This window comes from Actinomycetota bacterium (assembly GCA_030650795.1).
Taxonomy (GTDB): Bacteria; Actinomycetota; Actinomycetes; order S36-B12; family S36-B12; genus UBA11398.
In genome coordinates this window covers 251,647-269,159 of record JAUSDJ010000031.1, presented here as the reverse complement: position 1 = coordinate 269,159, position 17,513 = coordinate 251,647, and the positions used below count along the sequence as shown (strand labels likewise).

The window sequence follows — 17,513 nt, the reverse complement described above, 5'->3', positions numbered from 1 at the left end:
TACCGAACGACACGACGAAGCAAGGGGATAGCGATGGAAGCCAGGGCCCAGGCGCGGTACGTCCGCGTCACGCCCATGAAGGCGCGCCGCGTGATTGACCTCATTAGAGGCATGAACGCAAGCGACGCCCAGGCGGTATTGGCATTCGCACCGCAAGCAGCCAGTGAGCCAATTGGCAAGGTGCTTGACAGTGCGATTGCAAATGCTACGAACAACCATGCGATGGACGCCCGTTCGCTCGTCGTAAGCGCGGCATATGTGGACGAAGGTCCAACCATGAAGCGCATCCGTCCACGCGCACAGGGTCGGGCATACCAGATCCGCAAGCGCAGCAGCCACATCACTGTGGTTGTGTCAGACCAGAAGGAAGGGTGACCCGCTCGTGGGACAGAAAGTAAACCCGAATGGTTTCCGCCTCGGCATCACCACTGACTTCAAGTCACGTTGGTTTGCTGATTCGCAGAAGCCCGGTCAGCGTTACCGCGACTATGTCGACGAGGACGTCAAGATCCGCAAGGTGCTCTCACAGGGCATGGAGCGGGCTGGCATCTCCAAGGTCGAGATCGAGCGCACTCGTGACCGCGTTCGCGTAGACATTCACACCGCACGCCCAGGCATCGTCATTGGTCGCCGTGGAGCCGAAGCCGATCGCATTCGTGGCGATCTGGAGACTCTCACCGGCAAGCAGGTGCAGTTGAACATCCTCGAGGTCAAGAACCCTGAGATCGATGCGCAGCTCGTTGCCCAGGGCATCGCCGAGCAGCTCTCCAGCCGTGTCTCATTCCGTCGCGCCATGCGCAAGGGCATGCAGAGCACCATGAAGAGTGGCGCCAAGGGCATCCGAGTGCAGGTGTCCGGTCGTCTTGGTGGCGCAGAAATGTCGCGCACTGAGTTCTACCGCGAAGGCCGCGTTCCTTTGCACACCCTGCGCGCCGATATTGACTATGGCTTCTACGAGGCGCGTACCACCTTCGGTCGCATCGGCGTCAAGGTCTGGATCTACAAGGGCGACGCCCTGCCTACCCGCTCCGAGCGTGAAGCTGCTGCTGCAGCTGCCCGCCTTGGTCAGCGTGGTCCGGCAGTTGCTCGACCCCGTCGCGGTCAAGATGCTGCCGTCGAGGCCAATCCTGAGGCGACCCCTGCAGGGGCCGTCGTTGAAGCTCCGCTCGATGCTGTCGTTGAGACTTCAGCCGATGCCGTGACGGAGGCCTGAGCCATGTTGATTCCTCGTCGCGTCAAGCACCGCAAGCAGCACCACCCGACTCGTCGCGGTGTGGCCAAGGGCGGCACCGAGGTGACCTTCGGCGCTTACGGCCTGCAGGCACTTGAGCATGGTTACGTCACGAACCGACAGATTGAGTCGGCTCGTATCGCAATCACGCGTCACATCCGTCGTGGCGGAAAGGTCTGGATCAACATCTACCCAGACCGTCCTCTCACGAAGAAGCCCGCCGAGACCCGCATGGGTTCCGGTAAGGGCTCGCCCGAATGGTGGGTGGCCAACGTCAAGCCAGGCCGCGTCATGTTCGAACTCTCGTACCCCGATGACAAGGTTGCTGTGGAAGCGATGACTCGCGCCATGCACAAGCTGCCGATGAAGTGCCGCATTGTTCGGCGCGATGAAGTAGGTGAGAACTGATGTCCGCAGGAACCCAGGTCGGTGAGTTGCGCAATCTGGAAGACGTGGAGCTGACAGCCAAGCTTCGCGAATCCAAGGAGGAGCTCTTCAACCTCCGCTTTCAAGGCGCAACCGGACAGCTCGAGAACCATGGCCGTCTGCGCGCCGTGCGTAAGGACATCGCGCGGATCTACACGATCCTGCGCGAACGTGAACTGGGCATCACCCCAATCGAGGGTGGCGCCGCATGAGTGCGAAAGAGGCAAGTGTGAGTGACGACAAGCGCGGCTACCGCAAGACCCGCGAGGGGCTGGTCGTCAGCGACAAGATGGACAAGACAGTGGTGGTTGCGGTCGAAGACCGTTTCAAGCACCCGCTTTACGGCAAGGTCGTGCGTCGCACGAACAAGCTCAAGGCACATGACGAGGCAAACGCAGCCGGTATCGGCGACCGCGTGCTTCTGATGGAGACCCGCCCGTTGTCAGCAACCAAGCGCTGGCGCGTCGTGGAAATCCTCGAGAAGGCCAAGTAGTCAGTTCCGCCAGGCTCGATTGAGAACCGGCAGACGATCAGGAGAATGAAGTGATTCAGCAAGAGTCGCGACTACGTGTCGCTGACAACACGGGTGCCAAGGAGTTGTTGTGCATTCGTGTACTCGGCGGCTCCGGGCGCCGTTACGCCGGCATTGGTGACGTCATCGTCGCCACGGTCAAGGACGCCATCCCTGGTGGCGGAGTGAAGAAGGGTGACGTCGTCAAGGCAGTCATCGTTCGCACGAAGAAGGAGCGTCGTCGTCCGGATGGTTCATACATCCGTTTCGACGAGAACGCCGCAGTCCTCCTCAAGCCAGATGGCGAGCCACGTGGCACGCGCATCTTCGGTCCAGTTGGCCGTGAGCTTCGTGACAAGAAGTACATGAAGATCATCTCGCTTGCACCGGAGGTGCTGTAATGACCAAGCAGCTGCACGTCCGCAAGGGCGATCTCGTCCAGGTCATCTCAGGCAAGGACCGTGGGGTCAAGGGCAAGGTCATTGAGGTCCTGCCCGATGCCAACCGCGTCATTGTCGAAGGCGTGAACCGCGTCAAGAAGCACACCAAGATCGGGCAGAACGCTCGTGGTGCGCAGACCGGCGGCATTGTCACAACCGAGGCGCCGATCCATGCATCCAATGTCATGGTCATCGACCCTGAAGATGGCCGTCCGACTCGCGTGGGCTACCGCCGGGAGGATGTTGAGAAGCGTCGCCCTGACGGCTCAACCTACGAAGCACAGCGCAGCGTGCGCATCTCGCGCCGCACGGGTAAGGACATCTGAGCATGAGCACTGAGACAAGCACGAGTACTGAGACCACTAGTACTGAAACCACTAGTACTGAAACACTTGCGATCCCGCGCCTCAAGGCACGATATCGCGAAGAGATGGTGCCGGCGCTGAAGTCGGAGTTCGGCTTCACAAACATCATGCAGGTTCCCGGTCTGACCAAGATCGTGGTCAACATGGGCGTTGGCGAAGCCGCTCGCGATTCCAAGCTGATCGAAGGCGCGATCCGCGATATCACCGAGATCACGGGCCAGAAGCCGCAGACCACCAAGGCGCGCAAGTCGATCGCTCAGTTCAAGTTGCGTGAAGGCCAGCCCATCGGTGTGCATGTCACTCTTCGTGGTGACCGCATGTGGGAGTTCCTGGATCGCCTGCTGTCCGTTGCACTGCCTCGCATCCGTGACTTCCGCGGTCTTTCGCCAAAGCAGTTCGACGGCAAGGGCAATTACACCTTCGGACTCAGCGAGCAGTCAATGTTCCACGAGATCGATCAGGACAAGATCGATCGCACTCGTGGTATGGACATCACCCTCGTGACGACCGCGAACAACGATGATGAAGGCCGCGCCCTGCTTCGCCTTCTCGGATTCCCCTTCAAGGAGGCCTGAGCCATGGCGAAGAAAGCACTCATCCAAAAGCAGCAGAAGACGCCGAAGTTCAAGGTTCGCGCGTACACGCGTTGCAACAAGTGTGGACGTCCGCACTCTGTCTATCGCAAGTTCGGCCTATGCCGGATTTGTCTCCGTGAAATGGCACACGCTGGCGAACTGCCAGGCGTGACCAAGAGCAGCTGGTAAACCACGACGCTGAAGGTCCGTTCATCGGAAACCACAGCGAGGAAGGCCTCAGGCCAAACACATGACAATGACTGACCCGATTGCAGACATGCTTGCGCGACTGCGCAACGCAAACTCTGCCTATCACGACACAGTGGCGATGCCGCACAGCAAGATCAAGGTGCACATCGCCGAGATCTTGAAGCGTGAGGGATACATCGCCGGCTTCAGCGAGACCGAGGATGCTGTGGGGCGCACGTTGACCCTGCAGTTGAAGTACGGTCCCAGCCGCGAGCGTTCCATCGCTGGCCTGCGCCGGGTGTCCAAGCCCGGACTGCGCGTCTACGCGAAGAACACCGCTATCCCACGCGTGCTGGGTGGTTTGGGTATCGCGATTCTCTCCACGTCCACTGGTCTGCTCACAGACCGCCAGGCCAAGCAGAAAGGCGTAGGTGGGGAAGTCCTCGCCTACGTCTGGTAGGGGTATCTGATGTCACGTATTGGACGTCTGCCTATCACTCTCCCCGCGGGAGTCACGGCGACAATCAACGGCCAGCTCGTCAGCGTCAATGGACCCAAGGGTTCCTTGAGCTTCAACGTGGCCGAGCCCATCGAGGTGACTCAGGAAGACGGCGTGCTCGCTGTCACCCGCCCCAACGATGAGCGTCGCTCACGCGCACTGCACGGTCTGAGCCGCACGCTGATCTCCAACATGGTGATCGGTGTGACAGATGGGTACGAGAAGTCACTCGAGCTCGTCGGCACGGGTTACCGCGTTGCGGCAAAGGGCACTGACCTTGAGTTCCAACTCGGATTCAGCCACCCAGTGCTCGTACCCGCACCTTCCGGGATCTCCTTCCAGGTCGAAAGCCCTGTGAAGGTCAAGGTCCAGGGCATCGATAAGCAACAGGTCGGCGAAGTCGCCGCCAACATCCGCAAGATTCGTCCGCCGGAGCCCTATAAGGGCAAGGGCGTGCGCTACGAGGGTGAAGTCATCCGCCGCAAGGCTGGAAAGGCGGGCAAGAAGTGAGTTCCTACGGCATCAAGCTCGGCAGGGGCAACAAGAATGTTGTCGGCCGCAAGCGTCGCCATATCCGCGTGCGCAAGAAGGTTTCCGGAACGCCCGAGCGTCCCCGCCTGGTCGTCACCCGCTCTGCTCGCCACATGGTGGCGCAGATCGTCGACGACACCGCCGGTCGAACCCTGGCTTCGGCCTCCACCATGGAGACCGATCTGCGCGGGGTCACCGATGACAAGACAGCCAAGGCACGCAAGTTGGGCCAGTTGGTCGCCGATCGCGCGAAGAAGGCCGGAGTCGAAGCGGTTGTGTTTGACCGCGGCGGCAACAAGTACCACGGTCGTGTGGCCGCTCTCGCTGAGGGCGCCCGCGAGGGTGGCCTGGACTTCTAAGACGTATTCGGACATAGGGAAGAAGGAACAACCATGGCAGCAACCCAGCGCCGCGAAGGCGGCACAGGCGAGCGCAAGGATCGCAAGGAGCGTTCTCCTCGCGAAGAGAAGTCCGCATTCGTCGAGCGTGTAGTCGCAATCAACCGCGTCTCAAAGGTCGTCAAGGGTGGTCGTCGCTTCAGCTTCACCGCGCTTGTGGTCGTTGGTGACGGTGACGGCATGGTCGGTGTCGGCTACGGCAAGGCCAAGGAAGTGCCAGCTGCGATCGCCAAGGGTGTTGAAGAAGCCAAGAAGCATTTCTTCAAGGTCCCGCGCATTCAGGGCACCATTCCGCATCCGATCACAGGTGAAGCCGCTGCAGGCGTTGTCATGCTGCGCCCAGCTGCTCCCGGTACCGGTGTTATTGCCGGCGGTCCGGTGCGCGCAGTTCTGGAATGCGCGGGCATTCACGACATCCTCAGCAAGTCCATGGGTTCTGACAACGCAATCAACGTGGTCCACGCGACCATCGCGGCGTTGAAAGGCCTTGAATCACCTGAGCAGGTTGCGGCTCGCCGCGGCCTGACGGTCGAAGAAGTTGCACCGCCGCAGTTGCTGCGTGCCCGTGCTGCCGGGATCGGTGCGTGATGGCGAGCTTGAAGGTCACCCAGAAGAAGTCAGGCATCGGCGGCACTCAGGGACAGCGCAACACCTTGCGCTCACTTGGGTTGAAGCGCATCAATGACACCGTGGTCAAAGAAGACCGCCCAGAAATCCGCGGCATGGTCAACACCGTGCAGCACCTCGTAGTAGTTGAGGAGGTCGAGTAACCATGGCACTCAAGGTCCATCACCTTCGCCCGGCTCCGGGCGCCAAGACTGAGCGCACCCGCAAGGGTCGTGGGGAAGCCTCAAAGGGCAAGACCGCCGGTCGTGGCACCAAGGGCACCAAGGCTCGTTATCAGGTACCTGCCCGCTTCGAGGGTGGACAGATGCCCTTGCATATGCGCCTTCCTAAGCTCAAGGGCTTCAAGAACCCCAACCGTGTTGAGTTCCAGGTCGTCAACGTGGCAATGATCGAGAAGCTGTTCCCTGAGGGCGGCGAGGTCAGTGTCGACGAGTTGGTAGCCCGTGGAGCAGTCCGCAGGGGTCAGCCAGTCAAGGTTCTGGGCCAAGGCGATATCAGCGTCGCGATCACTGTGAGTGCGGATGCATTCTCAACGACTGCTCGTGACAAGATCATCGCTGCAGGTGGGACCGTCACCGAACGCTAGCCAGGAGGCACAGTGCACATCAGTGCGTTTGGCGCCGCCCTGCGGACACCGGACCTTCGAACGAAGATCCTGTTCAGCCTCGGCCTTATCGCTTTGTACCGTCTGGGTGCGGTCGTCCCGACCCCAGGCGTTGACTACTCGGCTGTCCAACGCTGTATCGATGTAGTCGAAGGCAACTCGGTCTACGCGATGATCAACCTGTTCAGCGGTGGCGCTTTGCTGCAGCTGTCTATTTTCGCGCTTGGCATCATGCCGTACATCACCGCAAGCATCATCTTGCAGTTGATGACTGTGGTGATTCCACGCCTTGAATCCTTGAAGAAGGAAGGCCAGGCAGGCCAGGCCAAGATCACGCAGTACACGCGCTATCTGACGATCGCGCTGGCGGTGCTCCAGTCGACTGCGATTCTTTCCCTCGCCCGCACTCAGGGTGCACTGTTCAGTGGCTGCAACGAGACCATCATCCCCAATCAGGGAGTATGGATCTTGATGGTGATGGTCCTGGCCATGACCGCAGGTACCGCGGTGATCATGTGGTTTGGTGAGTTGATCACGGAACGCGGCATCGGCAACGGCATGTCGATCCTGATCTTCGCCTCGATCATCGCAACGGTGCCCGCGCAGTTCGCCTCCATCTGGGGCAGCCACGGACCCTTCACCTTCTTCCTCACCCTGGCAGTTGGCGTGGCTGTCATGGGCTTTGTAGTCTTCGTCGAACAGGCGCAGCGTCGTATCCCTGTGCAGTACGCCAAGCGCATGGTTGGTCGAAGGATGTATGGCGGAACTTCGACCTACATTCCATTGAAGGTCAACATGGCGGGTGTTATCCCCGTCATCTTCGCCTCGTCCTTGCTATTCATTCCGACTCTGCTGGTGCAGCTCACTGGCAGCCAGTCAGATATCGCAATCTGGATCCAGCAGAACTTCGGCACCGGAACCGGCACCTATTACCTGTTGTTCTACTTCGTCCTCGTCGTCTTCTTCTGCTACTTCTACGTGTCCATCACCTTCAACCCAGTTGACGTGGCCGATGACATGAAGAAGTACGGCGGGTTCATCCCTGGTATTCGCGCGGGCAAGCCGACTGCTGATTACCTCGACTACGTTCTCACGCGGCTCACTGCTCCTGGATCCCTTTACCTTGGGCTCATCGCAGTACTGCCTGTGTTCGCCTTCGGCCTACTTGGGGTCTCCGGCCAGTTCATCTTCGGTGGTACCAGCCTGCTGATCATGGTCGGCGTTGGTCTTGACACCGTGAAGCAGATCGAATCGCAGCTGCAGCAGCGCAACTACGAGGGATTCCTCCGCTAGGAGTCGACATGCGTCTGATACTCATGGGACCGCCGGGGGCGGGCAAGGGAACTCAAGCGATCTTTGTCGCTGAGAAGCTGTGTATTCCGCACATCTCAACCGGTGACATCTTCCGCGCCAATGTCGGTGCCGGAACTCCACTGGGTGTCGAAGCCAAACGTTTCATGGATGCTGGCGAGTATGTGCCAGATGACGTCACCAATGCGATGGTGCGCGATCGGCTGTCACACCCCGACTGCGAGCCGGGCTTCCTGCTCGATGGCTATCCCCGCACCCTTGATCAGGTCGGACAGCTCGACTCCATGCTCGAAGCGACCCCAATCCAAAAAGTGGTGGAGTTGACCGTGGACGTCGACGAGGTGGTTGATCGCCTCGTGAAGCGAGCACATGATCAAGGCCGCGCAGACGACAACGAGGATGTCATTCGTCGACGCCTCGAGGTCTACGCAGAGCAAACTGCTCCGCTGACTGCGCTCTACTCCGAGCGCGGATTGCTCGTGCAGGTCGACGGCATGGGTGAGGTAGAGGATGTCACCTCTCGCCTGCTTGCTGTTCTGGGTGAGTAGCGCATGTTCCGCAAGAAAGCATCAATCCAGATCAAGTCCGCCGATCAACTTGCTGTGATGCGGCAGGCCGGTCTGGTTGTGGCCACTGCTCTGAAGGCTGTTTCCGAAGCTGTGCGTCCCGGCGTCACCACTGCCGATCTTGATGCAATCGCGCATCAAGTCATGCGCGATGCCAGTGCGACTCCGTCCTTCTTGGGCTACCACGGCTATCCCGCTGCCATCTGTGCTTCCATCAACGAGGAAGTCGTGCATGGAATCCCAAGTCCGCGCCGACTTCTCGAAGGCGATCTCATCTCCATCGACTGCGGTGCAATTGTCGATGGTTGGCATGGGGATGCCGCGGTCAGCGTATTTGTCGGCGAACCAAGCACGGAGATCGCTGAACTCTCGCGCGTGACCGAAGCTTCGATGTGGGCCGGACTTGCGCAAGCACGGGCGGGCAATCACCTCAGCGACATCGGCCATGCCATCGAGAACTGCATTCGCTCACAAAGTGATTACGGAATCGTCGAGGAATACTCAGGCCACGGCATCGGCACCTCAATGCATATGCCCCCATCGATTCCGAACTACGGCGAACCAGGTCATGGCCCCTTGCTGAAGGTGGGCATGGCTTTGGCGATTGAGCCGATGGCGACTCTGGGTTCGCCCGTTGTTGAAGTTCTCGCTGATGGCTGGACAGTCGTGACGAGCGATCGCGCGTGGGCCTCGCACTGGGAGCACACGGTCGCAATCACTGAAGACGGGCCATGGATCCTTACCTCGCTTGATGAGGTTCGGCTCTAGCTCGTGGCGAAGCTCATCTATGCAGTGATCTGCTCACTCGATGGCTTTGTGAATGATGCGCAGGGCAATTTTGATTGGGCTGCTCCTGATGAGCAGGTGCATCAGGCCGTCAACGATCTTGAAGCCCCGATAGGCACCCATCTCTACGGTCGACGCATGTATGAGGTCATGCAGGTCTGGGAGACGATGCCCGAATTTGCCGAGGAGTCTGAAGTCACGCGCGAGTACGCGAAGCTCTGGTCTAAGGCCGACAAGCACGTCTTCTCATCAACGCTCACCAGCGTTCCCACTGTTCACACGCACCTGCATCGGGAGTTCAACCCCGACGGCGTTCGCCAGTTGAAGGAGACCGTCGCCACCGATGTAAGCATCGGCGGCCCAACTATTGCTGCTTCGGCGTTGCAGGCTGGCTTGGTTGACGAGGTGCATCAGTTCCTGCACCCGATTCTCATCGGTGCTGGCACTCCTGTGTTTCCTGCAAACTTTCGGCAACACTTGGAACTGCTGGACGAGCGTCACTTCGACTCAGGAGTTGTGCACCTGCACTACCGCGTCTCAGTTCAGTGAACTGAGATACGCACGCCAGCGGCCGAAAGCACTGATGTCATTGGCTGCATCTGCTGCTCCGCCATCACAGGCGAGCCCTGAACGCAAAGCCGCTCGCCGGCGAATCTAGAGACGTGGTGTTTCGAAGTCTGACCGGATTTGTTAAGTATTGATTTCAACTAGCACTGGGAATATCGACAGTCGCGTTGATAACGGCTTGGAATTGAAATACAGCGGCAACGATGAGGCACCCTCCGGAAATATTTGCTCACTACCTTCGTGCTCGTGACCGAGACTGTATTCGCCGGAAGCCCGCTTCTCGATGTCATCGCTTGCACCAACGATTCGGCGATCCGGTGGCAAAGGACGCCATGAACTTTTGTCTGAAGACTGGAGAGCTACACGCTCTCATCGGAGAGAATGGCGACGTGCGCAAGGTCGCTGAGACCGGAGTGCTGCCAGTCATCAACACCGGAATCGCCCATCTGGAGGCCGGTGTCGGACAGATAGGAGCCGGAACAGTGACGGCGCAACCTGAAGTCTTTGTTCAAGCACTCGCAGCCTTGACGATGGCGCAGGCGGCGGCGGTGATCGTATGAGCCGGACTGTGGTGATTGCCATTGGTGGCAATGCGCTGATCCGCGAAGGCGAGGGTGGTTCGCTGGCGATTCAAGCTGAGCGCGCTCATGAGTTCGCTGAGACAATCGCAGATCTGATTGAGGACGGCTGGACGCCGATCATCACCCACGGCAATGGCCCGCAGGTTGGATTTATCCTTCGCCGAGCTGAACTCGCCGCAGCAGATGCCAAGGTCGAGAAGCTGCCCCCGCTCCCACTCTGGCTTGCGGTTGCCGACTCTCAGGGCGGCATCGGCCACATCATCGCCGCGGCACTGAATTCAGTGATGCGTCAGCATCACCTGAGCAATCCGGTAGCAGCACTGCTCACGCATACGGTGGTCGACATTGACGATCCTGCGTTCGTCACGCCGACCAAACCCATTGGTGGCTGGCTCGATACAGAGATGGCTCGGCGACACGTGGTTGAAGATGGTTGGGATGTCGAGGAAGTCGAACCCGGAAGCTTCCGGCGCGTAGTGCCCAGTCCAGAACCCCTGGAAGTTCTTGAACTTGAGGCGATCCGAACGCTCGTGAAAGCCAATGCAGTAGTCATCGCCGCAGGTGGCGGTGGAATTCCAGTGACAATCTGTGAAGACGAGTTCATCCCCGTGGATGCTGTGATCGACAAGGATCGCGTCTCTGCATTGCTGGCAGCCAAGCTTCGGGCGAACGTGCTCCTGATGGTGACTGGCGTGGATCGAGTGTTCGTGGACTTCCGCGGACCCAACGAGCGGGCCTTAGATGTCATCACTGTTGACCAGGCGTCGACCTTTGCATCGCAGGGTCACTTTCCAGCAGGTTCAATGGGCCCCAAGATGGAGTCAGCCATCAGTTTCGTCAATGGCTGCGGCTCGGACGCCGTCATCACCTCAATTGAGTTCGTCCGGGAGGCTCTTCGCGGGCTAGCTGGCACCCGGATCGTGGCGGTCTTGGAGGGGCTGGAGCCCTAGACGAAAACTGATGGCTGCCGTTGTTGCGCTTTGGGGTAACGACAGTGCCTCTATTCGCTTGCAAGGCGATGTTGGCTATAAGAACGGCAGTGGTCCATTCAATGGTTACTTCACGATTACTCGTGCCAACGGTTCCCAATTTGCCTTCCACGGTGAAGGTCAAGCACTCGCATTTCATTGTTGTTCAACACATATGGGGGGCAAACATTCGCAGGGCAATTCCGATTGGCGCCACACTTGTGGTCGGCGCTCTCGCGATAGGCATCTCAATTGCGAACGCTGATAGTGGATTCAGTCATGTGGAACCGGTCGGCGCTGGAGTCAATCTGAAGGTGCTGGCCACGGCTGGTGACCAGATCAAGGGATACACCCTCTTTGGTGTTCCCGACGGCACCGAGCCCTGATGAGCCGAAGCTAACGCGCGCTGGCGGGGCACTGTGGAGGTTGCACTTCAACGACGTGAAGGGAAACATCCACATTCAGGAGGATCCAGGTGCCAACGACCACGTATCTCGAATCGTGGCATACCGGATCTCCGATGGACGCATGGCGAACATCGCTAGGTTCAAGGACGTCTACTTCAAGCCAGATGGCGCTCAGTTCATCACCAATGATGAAGAGTCCAGTGGCGTGATCGATGCAGGCGAGGGCGGTCAGCTGTACCTGATGACGATCACCGACTGGAATCTCATCTACGGCTAGTACGTCCTTTTCGTCCCAGTCGTTGACATACCCTTGAGCCAGGAGGCCAGATGCTGAGTTGGATGCGCAAGACGGTGGGTGGCTCCCAACCAGGGGCCTCCTCCACGCTGAGCGCCCTTGAGGAGATCTTCGCTCCGGCGGCAGCCAAGGCTCGCCTGGATCTGGAATCTCGTCACGAGCGAGCCATCCCGAACCCAAGTCCAGGGGATCGCCTGTTGAGCGATAGATTGCTGGTCATCAAGGTTCCAAAGACCGCGAGCGAAATCCTGGTGGAATTACCCGAAAATCGGACAAATTCCCCCGATTAGACGATTGCGCCTCTCGGCCTCTAGACTCTGCAGGCTGACGTTGGCTTCCCCAAAGCCGCCATTACATTCATTTTGTCTTGGCATGTCCGGGAATACAGGGTCGGTACAACCACACAACGAAGGACGAAGCAGCAGTATGGGCAAAAAAGACGGAGCGATCGAGCTTGAGGGCACGATCATGGAGTCTTTGCCTAATGCAATGTTCCGCGTGGAGTTGGACAACGGGCACAAAGTCTTGGCGCACATCAGCGGCAAGATGCGGATGCACTACATCCGTATCCTCCCTGATGATCGAGTCGTCGTCGAGCTGTCTCCGTATGACCTCACCCGCGGTCGCATCGTCTATCGCTACAAGTAACGACACGAGGACGCAAACACATCATGAAGGTCAAGCCGAGCGTTAAGACGATTTGCGATAAGTGCAAGGTCATCCGTCGTCACGGAGTTGTCATGGTGATTTGCGAGAACCCTCGCCACAAGCAGCGTCAGGGCTAATCACCTGACGAGGGTCATTGGGGAGACAACCCGGTGACCTATCTGAGAAGTACCCGACCCCTGGCGTAAGCCAGGACGACACCTTCGGCCACGGGGCCGAAGACCTGCCTCGACGGGCAGGGCTGGTACTTCAATCCAAACCCCGTGCTTGAGAGAAGAGAGAACGTCAATGGCACGTCTTGTCGGTGTTGATCTGCCGCGTGATAAGCGCATGGCAATCGCACTCACCTATATCTACGGGGTCGGTCGTTCACAGGCCGCCGCTGCCCTTACTGCAACGGGCATTGATCCAGAGCTGAAGTCCAAGGACCTCACCGATGATCAAACTCTCGCCCTTCGCGATTGGATCGACACCAACCTCAAAGTTGAGGGTGATCTTCGTCGCGAGGTTGCCGCAGACATCCGCCGCAAGGTTGAGATTGGCTGCTATCAGGGACTTCGCCACCGCAAGGGCCTCCCGGTCCGCGGCCAGCGCACCCACACCAATGCACGTACTCGCAAGGGTCCGCGCAAGACCGTCGCTGGCAAGAAGAAGGCCGCGAAGTAATTCGTCGGCTTCAACCGGACTCGTAGGAGAAACAGAACATGGCACCCAAGACAGGCCAAAAAAGTGCGGCCAAGAAGGTCCGCAAGAAGGAAAAGAAGAACGTGGCCCACGGTCACGCTCACATCAAGAGCACGTTCAACAACACCATCGTTTCCATCACTGACCCCACCGGCGCGGTTATCGCGTGGTCAAGTGCCGGTCAGGTTGGATTCAAGGGCAGCCGCAAGAGCACTCCGTTCGCCGCACAGCTCGCTGCAGAATCTGCCGCGCGTCGCGCAATGGAGCACGGCATGCGCAAGGTTGACGTATTCGTCAAAGGTCCCGGCTCAGGCCGCGAGACCGCCATCCGTTCGCTGCAGGCAACTGGTCTGGAGGTCGGCTCCATCTCCGACGTCACTCCAGCGCCGCACAACGGAACCCGTCCGTCCAAGCGTCGACGCGTCTGATCGCGCGCAGGAAAAACAGGAGAGCGAAGAGATATGGCGCGTTATACAGCAGCCGATTGCAAGCGGTGCCGTCGCGAGAAAATGAAGTTGTTCCTCAAGGGATCCAAGTGCGAATCTGCCGCTTGCCCATTTGAGAAGCGTCCCTACCCTCCAGGCCAGCATGGTCGCGCGCGATCAAAGGACAGCGAGTACCTGCTCCAGCTTCGCGAGAAGCAGAAGGCCACCCGGATGTACGGCGTGCTCGAGAAGCAGTTCGCGAACTACTTTGTTGAAGCACAGCGTCAGTCGGGCAAGACAGGTGAGAACCTGTTGATCATTCTCGAGACTCGTCTTGACAACGTGGTGTTCCGCGCTGGCTTCGCCAAGTCCCGTGACATGGCTCGCCAGTTGGTCACCCACGGTCACTTCATTGTCAACGGCCACAAGGTGAACATCCCGTCCTTCCGCGTTTCGCCTAACGACATCGTTGAGGTCGCACCGGGTTCGCGTGAGATGACGCCGTTCATCATCGCCCACGCCGAAATCGGTGACCGCACCGTTCCGGCCTGGCTTGAGGTCATCCCGTCAAAGATGCGCATCTTGGTGCACGCTCTGCCAGCCCGCGCCGTCATTGACACCCCAGTCACAGAGCAACTGATCGTCGAGCTCTACTCCAAGTAAGCCCTTGTGGGGAGGAATCTCCCCACTCGATAAATCGCGACTTCAAATAGTGGTCGTCGCGGGAAGGAAGAAACGTGCTTATTAGCCAGCGCCCCGTGCTCACCGAGGAGCCGATCAGCGAGTTCCGCTCGCGCTTCGTGCTCGAGCCTCTCGAGCCAGGATTCGGCTACACCCTTGGTAACTCCCTTCGTCGCACTCTGCTCTCATCCATCCCCGGAGCTGCTGTCACAAGCATCCGCATTGATGGCGTGCTGCACGAGTTCACGACGATTCCGGGCATCAAGGAAGACGTCACCGAGCTGATCTTGAACATCAAGCAGCTGGTTGTCTCTTCAGAGCATGACGAGCCTGTTGTGATGTACCTGCGCAAGCAGGGTCCGGGCAAGGTTGTTGCAGCTGACATTCAGCCTCCGGCCGGTGTTGAGGTCCACAACCCAGAACTGCACATTGCCGAGCTCAATGACAAGGGTTCAATCGAGATCGAACTCGTAGTTGAGCGTGGCCGTGGCTATGTCTCAGCAACCCTCAACAAGCAGCCTGGTCAAGAGATCGGTCGCATCCCTGTGGATTCGATCTACTCGCCAGTGCTCAAGGTGACCTACAAGGTTGAGGCCACCCGTGTTGAGCAGCGCACTGACTTCGACAAGCTCGTCATCGATGTTGAGACCAAGCACTCGATCCGCCCGACCGATGCCGTTGCGTCAGCGGGCAAGACCCTGGTTGAGCTCTTCGGCCTGGCTCGCGAGCTCAACGTCGATGCAGAAGGCATCGACATTGGCCCATCACCGACTGACACCTTCGTGGCCGAGCAACTGTCGACCCCGATCGAGCAGCTCGACATGACGGTTCGCTCGTACAACTGCTTGAAGCGTGAAGGCATCCACACCGTTGGTGAGCTCATCACCCGCAGTGAGGCCGATCTGCTCGACATTCGCAACTTCGGTGCGAAGTCAATCGATGAGGTCAAGGTGAAGCTCGTGAGCCTCGGCTTGGCACTCAAGGACAGCCCCCCAGGCTTTGATCCTTCGGCGGTTGCCTACTACGAAGACGATGAAGATGACGACCTGGCATTTGCTGAGGACGAGCAGCTCTAGTCGCACCACCGATCTACCCACCTGACAGGAGATTTTCGATGCCTACGCCAACCAAGGGTCCCCGCCTCGGCGGTGGTCCGGCCCATCAGCGGCTGATCTTGGCCAACCTTGCAACCTCGCTCTTCGAGCACGGTCGCATCACGACCACTGAAGCCAAGGCCAAGCGCCTGCGCCCACTGGCCGAGCGGTTGATCACTTTCGCCAAGCGCGGTGATCTGCATGCCCGTCGTCGCGTGCTGACCATCGTTCACGACAAGTCAGTCGTGCACACGCTGTTCACCGAGATCGGTCCGAGCTTCGCTGGTCGCCAGGGCGGTTACACGCGCATCACAAAGATCGGCAATCGCAAGGGCGACAACGCACCTATGGCGATCATCGAACTGTGTGAGCCAATGCTCGAGCAGGTTGTCGCTGAGGCCAGCGCCGCCACCAAGCGCGCTGCCAAGGAAGCTGCAATCGCCACTGGAGCACCTGTGGTCGTTGACGTGATCGTTGATGAGATCATCACCGACGCTGAAGGCAATGTGGTGTCTGACGAGATCACGGTCAATGAGATCACCATTGATGAAACCGGCGAGATCGTCGAAGATGACATCGCAGTCATCGAGGTTGAAGCAGCAGCAGAAGTTGCCGAAGAGGACAAGTCCTGACCCAGCACGAACTTGATCAGCCCGTCCCCGGTTATCCGGGTGACGGGCTGATCCGTTTGCGGCTCGATGTTGCCTACGACGGCACCGACTTCTACGGATGGGCCGTGCAGAAGGATCTGCGCACCGTGCAGGGCGAAGTCGTCCGCGTGCTGAGCATGCTCACGCAATCGCGCGTCGAGCTGTTCTCCGCGGGTCGCACTGATGCAGGCGTGCATGCGCGCGGTCAGGTCGTGCATCTTGATCTCACGCAGGCACAGATCGACTTGCTCGAAGGCGCCGAGCGCATCAATCGCGCATTGCCAGAAGACATCCGCATTCGGCGCATGAGCAAGGCTCCGATCGGTTTCGATGCGCGCTTCTCAGCGCTATGGCGTCGGTACACCTATCGCATTTGCGATGACTCCACGCTGATGAATCCACTGATGCGACGCCAGACTCTGTGGCATCCACACGTCTTGGAATTGGCGGCGATGAATGAGGCTGCGCAAGGACTCTTGGGCCTTCATGATTTTGCGGCGTTCTGCAAGCCTCGCGATTTCTCCAGCACCGTTCGCTCTGTCGAACTGCTCACTTGGCACCGCGAGGACTCCATGTGCGTCATGACGATCCAGGGACAGGCCTTCTGCCATTCAATGGTCCGCAGCATCGTGGGCGCGATGATTCCGGTGGGCGATGGTCGCAAGTCACCGAATTGGCCAGCAGAGATTCTGGCCGGTCGTGAGCGCAATGTCGGACTCACGGTGATGCCAGCGCATCCACTGACTCTTGAGGAAGTGGGGTACCCCCTCGATTCTGAGTTGGCCGATCGTCAGAGGGTCACTCGGGCACGTCGTAGCCTTGGTGATGAGTGCGATTGATCCCTTTTTACGCGCACCTGCACCCAATTTGCTGGAAGGCCCGCCCAGTGGGTACTCTTTGGGGTCGCTTCAGTGCTCCCCAAACGTCCTGAAGATGACCAGAAGTTCGCATCAGCAGTCCGATCCAACAATGAAGGTGGCGTCCCGTGCGCACGTACAGCCCAAAGGCCGGTGAGGTTTCTCGCACCTGGCACGTAATTGATGCTTCCGATGTTGTCCTCGGACGTCTTGCCACGCACGCTGCGAACCTGCTGCGCGGCAAGCACAAGACCACCTTCGCCCCTCACATTGACACTGGTGACTTCGTCATCATCATCAACGCCGACAAGGTCGCGCTGACCGGGCAGAAGCGGGAACAGAAGAAGGCCTACCACCACTCCGGTTACCCGGGCGGCATGAAGGCCACTGGCTATGCCGATCTGCTCGACAACAACTCCCGCAAGGCAGTTGAGAAGGCAGTCAAGGGCATGCTCCCGCACAACAAGATCGGCAAGCAGCAGCTGAAGAAGCTCAAGGTCTACCCAGGCGCCGAGCATCCGCACGCCGCTCAGCTCCCGCAGCCTTTCGCGATCACTCAGATCGCCCAGTAGACATCCA

At 59.1% G+C, this 17,513-nt stretch carries 32 protein-coding genes and 1 pseudogene; all 33 read left to right on the top strand.

Going from position 1 to position 17,513, the window contains the following annotated elements; all coding sequences use genetic code 11:
* Window positions 1–33: 33 nt before the first annotated feature.
* Entirely contained in the window at window positions 34–375 is a 342-nt protein-coding gene (gene rplV / locus Q7L55_10705; GenBank protein ID MDO8733020.1) for a 50S ribosomal protein L22, read from the top strand.
* 7 nt (window positions 376–382) lie between these two features.
* Window positions 383–1,213 (top strand): 30S ribosomal protein S3, encoded by an 831-nt coding sequence (gene rpsC / locus Q7L55_10700; GenBank protein MDO8733019.1) that lies wholly within the window; start codon window positions 383–385, stop codon window positions 1,211–1,213.
* 3 nt (window positions 1,214–1,216) lie between these two features.
* The gene (gene rplP / locus Q7L55_10695) at window positions 1,217–1,639 is read left to right on the top strand and encodes a 50S ribosomal protein L16 (protein MDO8733018.1); all 423 of its coding nucleotides are present in this window, start codon (window positions 1,217–1,219) and stop codon (window positions 1,637–1,639) included.
* Entirely contained in the window at window positions 1,639–1,869 is a 231-nt protein-coding gene (gene rpmC / locus Q7L55_10690; protein MDO8733017.1) for a 50S ribosomal protein L29, read from the top strand. Before rplP ends, rpmC begins: the two co-directional genes overlap by 1 nt.
* Complete coding sequence (gene rpsQ / locus Q7L55_10685; protein MDO8733016.1) at window positions 1,866–2,150, top strand: 30S ribosomal protein S17; 285 nt, start codon at window positions 1,866–1,868, stop codon at window positions 2,148–2,150. Before rpmC ends, rpsQ begins: the two co-directional genes overlap by 4 nt.
* A 50-nt stretch (window positions 2,151–2,200) precedes the next feature.
* Window positions 2,201–2,569 (top strand): 50S ribosomal protein L14, encoded by a 369-nt coding sequence (gene rplN / locus Q7L55_10680; GenBank protein ID MDO8733015.1) that lies wholly within the window; start codon window positions 2,201–2,203, stop codon window positions 2,567–2,569.
* Entirely contained in the window at window positions 2,569–2,934 is a 366-nt protein-coding gene (rplX, locus tag Q7L55_10675) for a 50S ribosomal protein L24 (GenBank protein ID MDO8733014.1), read from the top strand. Before rplN ends, rplX begins: the two co-directional genes overlap by 1 nt.
* A 2-nt stretch (window positions 2,935–2,936) precedes the next feature.
* On the top strand, window positions 2,937–3,548 hold the full coding sequence (gene rplE, locus Q7L55_10670; GenBank protein ID MDO8733013.1) for a 50S ribosomal protein L5: 612 nt from the start codon (window positions 2,937–2,939) through the stop codon (window positions 3,546–3,548).
* 3 nt (window positions 3,549–3,551) lie between these two features.
* A complete protein-coding gene (locus Q7L55_10665) occupies window positions 3,552–3,737 on the top strand; it encodes a type Z 30S ribosomal protein S14 (GenBank protein MDO8733012.1) in 186 nt (61 codons plus the stop codon).
* Window positions 3,738–3,798: 61 nt separating this feature from the next.
* Window positions 3,799–4,197, top strand: coding sequence for a 30S ribosomal protein S8 (gene rpsH / locus Q7L55_10660; GenBank protein ID MDO8733011.1), 399 nt, complete (start codon window positions 3,799–3,801; stop codon window positions 4,195–4,197).
* A 9-nt stretch (window positions 4,198–4,206) separates the two neighbouring features.
* The gene (rplF, locus tag Q7L55_10655; GenBank protein MDO8733010.1) at window positions 4,207–4,746 is read left to right on the top strand and encodes a 50S ribosomal protein L6; all 540 of its coding nucleotides are present in this window, start codon (window positions 4,207–4,209) and stop codon (window positions 4,744–4,746) included.
* On the top strand, window positions 4,743–5,126 hold the full coding sequence (rplR, locus tag Q7L55_10650; GenBank protein ID MDO8733009.1) for a 50S ribosomal protein L18: 384 nt from the start codon (window positions 4,743–4,745) through the stop codon (window positions 5,124–5,126). Before rplF ends, rplR begins: the two co-directional genes overlap by 4 nt.
* Before the next feature lie 33 nt (window positions 5,127–5,159).
* Window positions 5,160–5,753 carry a 30S ribosomal protein S5 gene (gene rpsE, locus Q7L55_10645; protein MDO8733008.1) on the top strand — a complete coding sequence of 198 codons (594 nt, stop codon included), beginning with the start codon at window positions 5,160–5,162 and terminating at the stop codon, window positions 5,751–5,753.
* Window positions 5,753–5,935, top strand: coding sequence for a 50S ribosomal protein L30 (gene rpmD, locus Q7L55_10640; GenBank protein MDO8733007.1), 183 nt, complete (start codon window positions 5,753–5,755; stop codon window positions 5,933–5,935). Before rpsE ends, rpmD begins: the two co-directional genes overlap by 1 nt.
* Window positions 5,936–5,937: 2 nt before the next feature.
* Entirely contained in the window at window positions 5,938–6,378 is a 441-nt protein-coding gene (gene rplO, locus Q7L55_10635) for a 50S ribosomal protein L15 (GenBank protein MDO8733006.1), read from the top strand.
* A gap of 18 nt (window positions 6,379–6,396) precedes the next feature.
* Window positions 6,397–7,689: a preprotein translocase subunit SecY gene (secY, locus tag Q7L55_10630; protein ID MDO8733005.1), complete on the top strand. Its 1,293-nt coding sequence runs from the start codon at window positions 6,397–6,399 to the stop codon at window positions 7,687–7,689.
* Window positions 7,690–7,697: 8 nt separating this feature from the next.
* Window positions 7,698–8,255 carry an adenylate kinase gene (locus Q7L55_10625; GenBank protein MDO8733004.1) on the top strand — a complete coding sequence of 186 codons (558 nt, stop codon included), beginning with the start codon at window positions 7,698–7,700 and terminating at the stop codon, window positions 8,253–8,255.
* A 3-nt stretch (window positions 8,256–8,258) separates the two neighbouring features.
* Window positions 8,259–9,041, top strand: a complete 783-nt coding sequence (gene map / locus Q7L55_10620) for a type I methionyl aminopeptidase (protein ID MDO8733003.1) — start codon at window positions 8,259–8,261, stop codon at window positions 9,039–9,041.
* Between the two features lie 3 nt (window positions 9,042–9,044).
* Window positions 9,045–9,608, top strand: coding sequence for a dihydrofolate reductase family protein (locus Q7L55_10615; GenBank protein MDO8733002.1), 564 nt, complete (start codon window positions 9,045–9,047; stop codon window positions 9,606–9,608).
* Window positions 9,609–10,012: 404 nt separating this feature from the next.
* Window positions 10,013–10,186, top strand: a pseudogene (locus Q7L55_10610) (hypothetical protein).
* Window positions 10,183–11,157 carry a carbamate kinase gene (locus Q7L55_10605; protein ID MDO8733001.1) on the top strand — a complete coding sequence of 325 codons (975 nt, stop codon included), beginning with the start codon at window positions 10,183–10,185 and terminating at the stop codon, window positions 11,155–11,157. Before Q7L55_10610 ends, Q7L55_10605 begins: the two are co-directional and overlap by 4 nt.
* 152 nt (window positions 11,158–11,309) lie before the next feature.
* The gene (locus tag Q7L55_10600) at window positions 11,310–11,561 is read left to right on the top strand and encodes a hypothetical protein (protein ID MDO8733000.1); all 252 of its coding nucleotides are present in this window, start codon (window positions 11,310–11,312) and stop codon (window positions 11,559–11,561) included.
* Window positions 11,562–11,616: 55 nt separating this feature from the next.
* A complete protein-coding gene (locus Q7L55_10595) occupies window positions 11,617–11,859 on the top strand; it encodes a hypothetical protein (GenBank protein MDO8732999.1) in 243 nt (80 codons plus the stop codon).
* A gap of 50 nt (window positions 11,860–11,909) precedes the next feature.
* On the top strand, window positions 11,910–12,167 hold the full coding sequence (locus tag Q7L55_10590; GenBank protein MDO8732998.1) for a hypothetical protein: 258 nt from the start codon (window positions 11,910–11,912) through the stop codon (window positions 12,165–12,167).
* A 136-nt stretch (window positions 12,168–12,303) separates the two neighbouring features.
* Complete coding sequence (gene infA, locus Q7L55_10585) at window positions 12,304–12,525, top strand: translation initiation factor IF-1 (protein ID MDO8732997.1); 222 nt, start codon at window positions 12,304–12,306, stop codon at window positions 12,523–12,525.
* Between the two features lie 23 nt (window positions 12,526–12,548).
* Window positions 12,549–12,662, top strand: coding sequence for a 50S ribosomal protein L36 (gene rpmJ, locus Q7L55_10580; protein ID MDO8732996.1), 114 nt, complete (start codon window positions 12,549–12,551; stop codon window positions 12,660–12,662).
* Window positions 12,663–12,831: 169 nt separating this feature from the next.
* Window positions 12,832–13,209, top strand: coding sequence for a 30S ribosomal protein S13 (gene rpsM, locus Q7L55_10575; protein MDO8732995.1), 378 nt, complete (start codon window positions 12,832–12,834; stop codon window positions 13,207–13,209).
* Between the two features lie 38 nt (window positions 13,210–13,247).
* Window positions 13,248–13,655, top strand: coding sequence for a 30S ribosomal protein S11 (gene rpsK / locus Q7L55_10570; GenBank protein ID MDO8732994.1), 408 nt, complete (start codon window positions 13,248–13,250; stop codon window positions 13,653–13,655).
* Between the two features lie 33 nt (window positions 13,656–13,688).
* The gene (gene rpsD / locus Q7L55_10565; GenBank protein MDO8732993.1) at window positions 13,689–14,315 is read left to right on the top strand and encodes a 30S ribosomal protein S4; all 627 of its coding nucleotides are present in this window, start codon (window positions 13,689–13,691) and stop codon (window positions 14,313–14,315) included.
* 74 nt (window positions 14,316–14,389) lie between these two features.
* Window positions 14,390–15,409, top strand: coding sequence for a DNA-directed RNA polymerase subunit alpha (locus Q7L55_10560; GenBank protein MDO8732992.1), 1,020 nt, complete (start codon window positions 14,390–14,392; stop codon window positions 15,407–15,409).
* A 38-nt stretch (window positions 15,410–15,447) separates the two neighbouring features.
* Window positions 15,448–16,059 (top strand): 50S ribosomal protein L17, encoded by a 612-nt coding sequence (rplQ, locus tag Q7L55_10555; protein ID MDO8732991.1) that lies wholly within the window; start codon window positions 15,448–15,450, stop codon window positions 16,057–16,059.
* A gap of 47 nt (window positions 16,060–16,106) precedes the next feature.
* Entirely contained in the window at window positions 16,107–16,916 is an 810-nt protein-coding gene (gene truA, locus Q7L55_10550; GenBank protein MDO8732990.1) for a tRNA pseudouridine(38-40) synthase TruA, read from the top strand.
* Window positions 16,917–17,062: 146 nt separating this feature from the next.
* Window positions 17,063–17,506 carry a 50S ribosomal protein L13 gene (rplM, locus tag Q7L55_10545; protein ID MDO8732989.1) on the top strand — a complete coding sequence of 148 codons (444 nt, stop codon included), beginning with the start codon at window positions 17,063–17,065 and terminating at the stop codon, window positions 17,504–17,506.
* The last annotated feature ends 7 nt before the right edge of the window (window positions 17,507–17,513 follow it).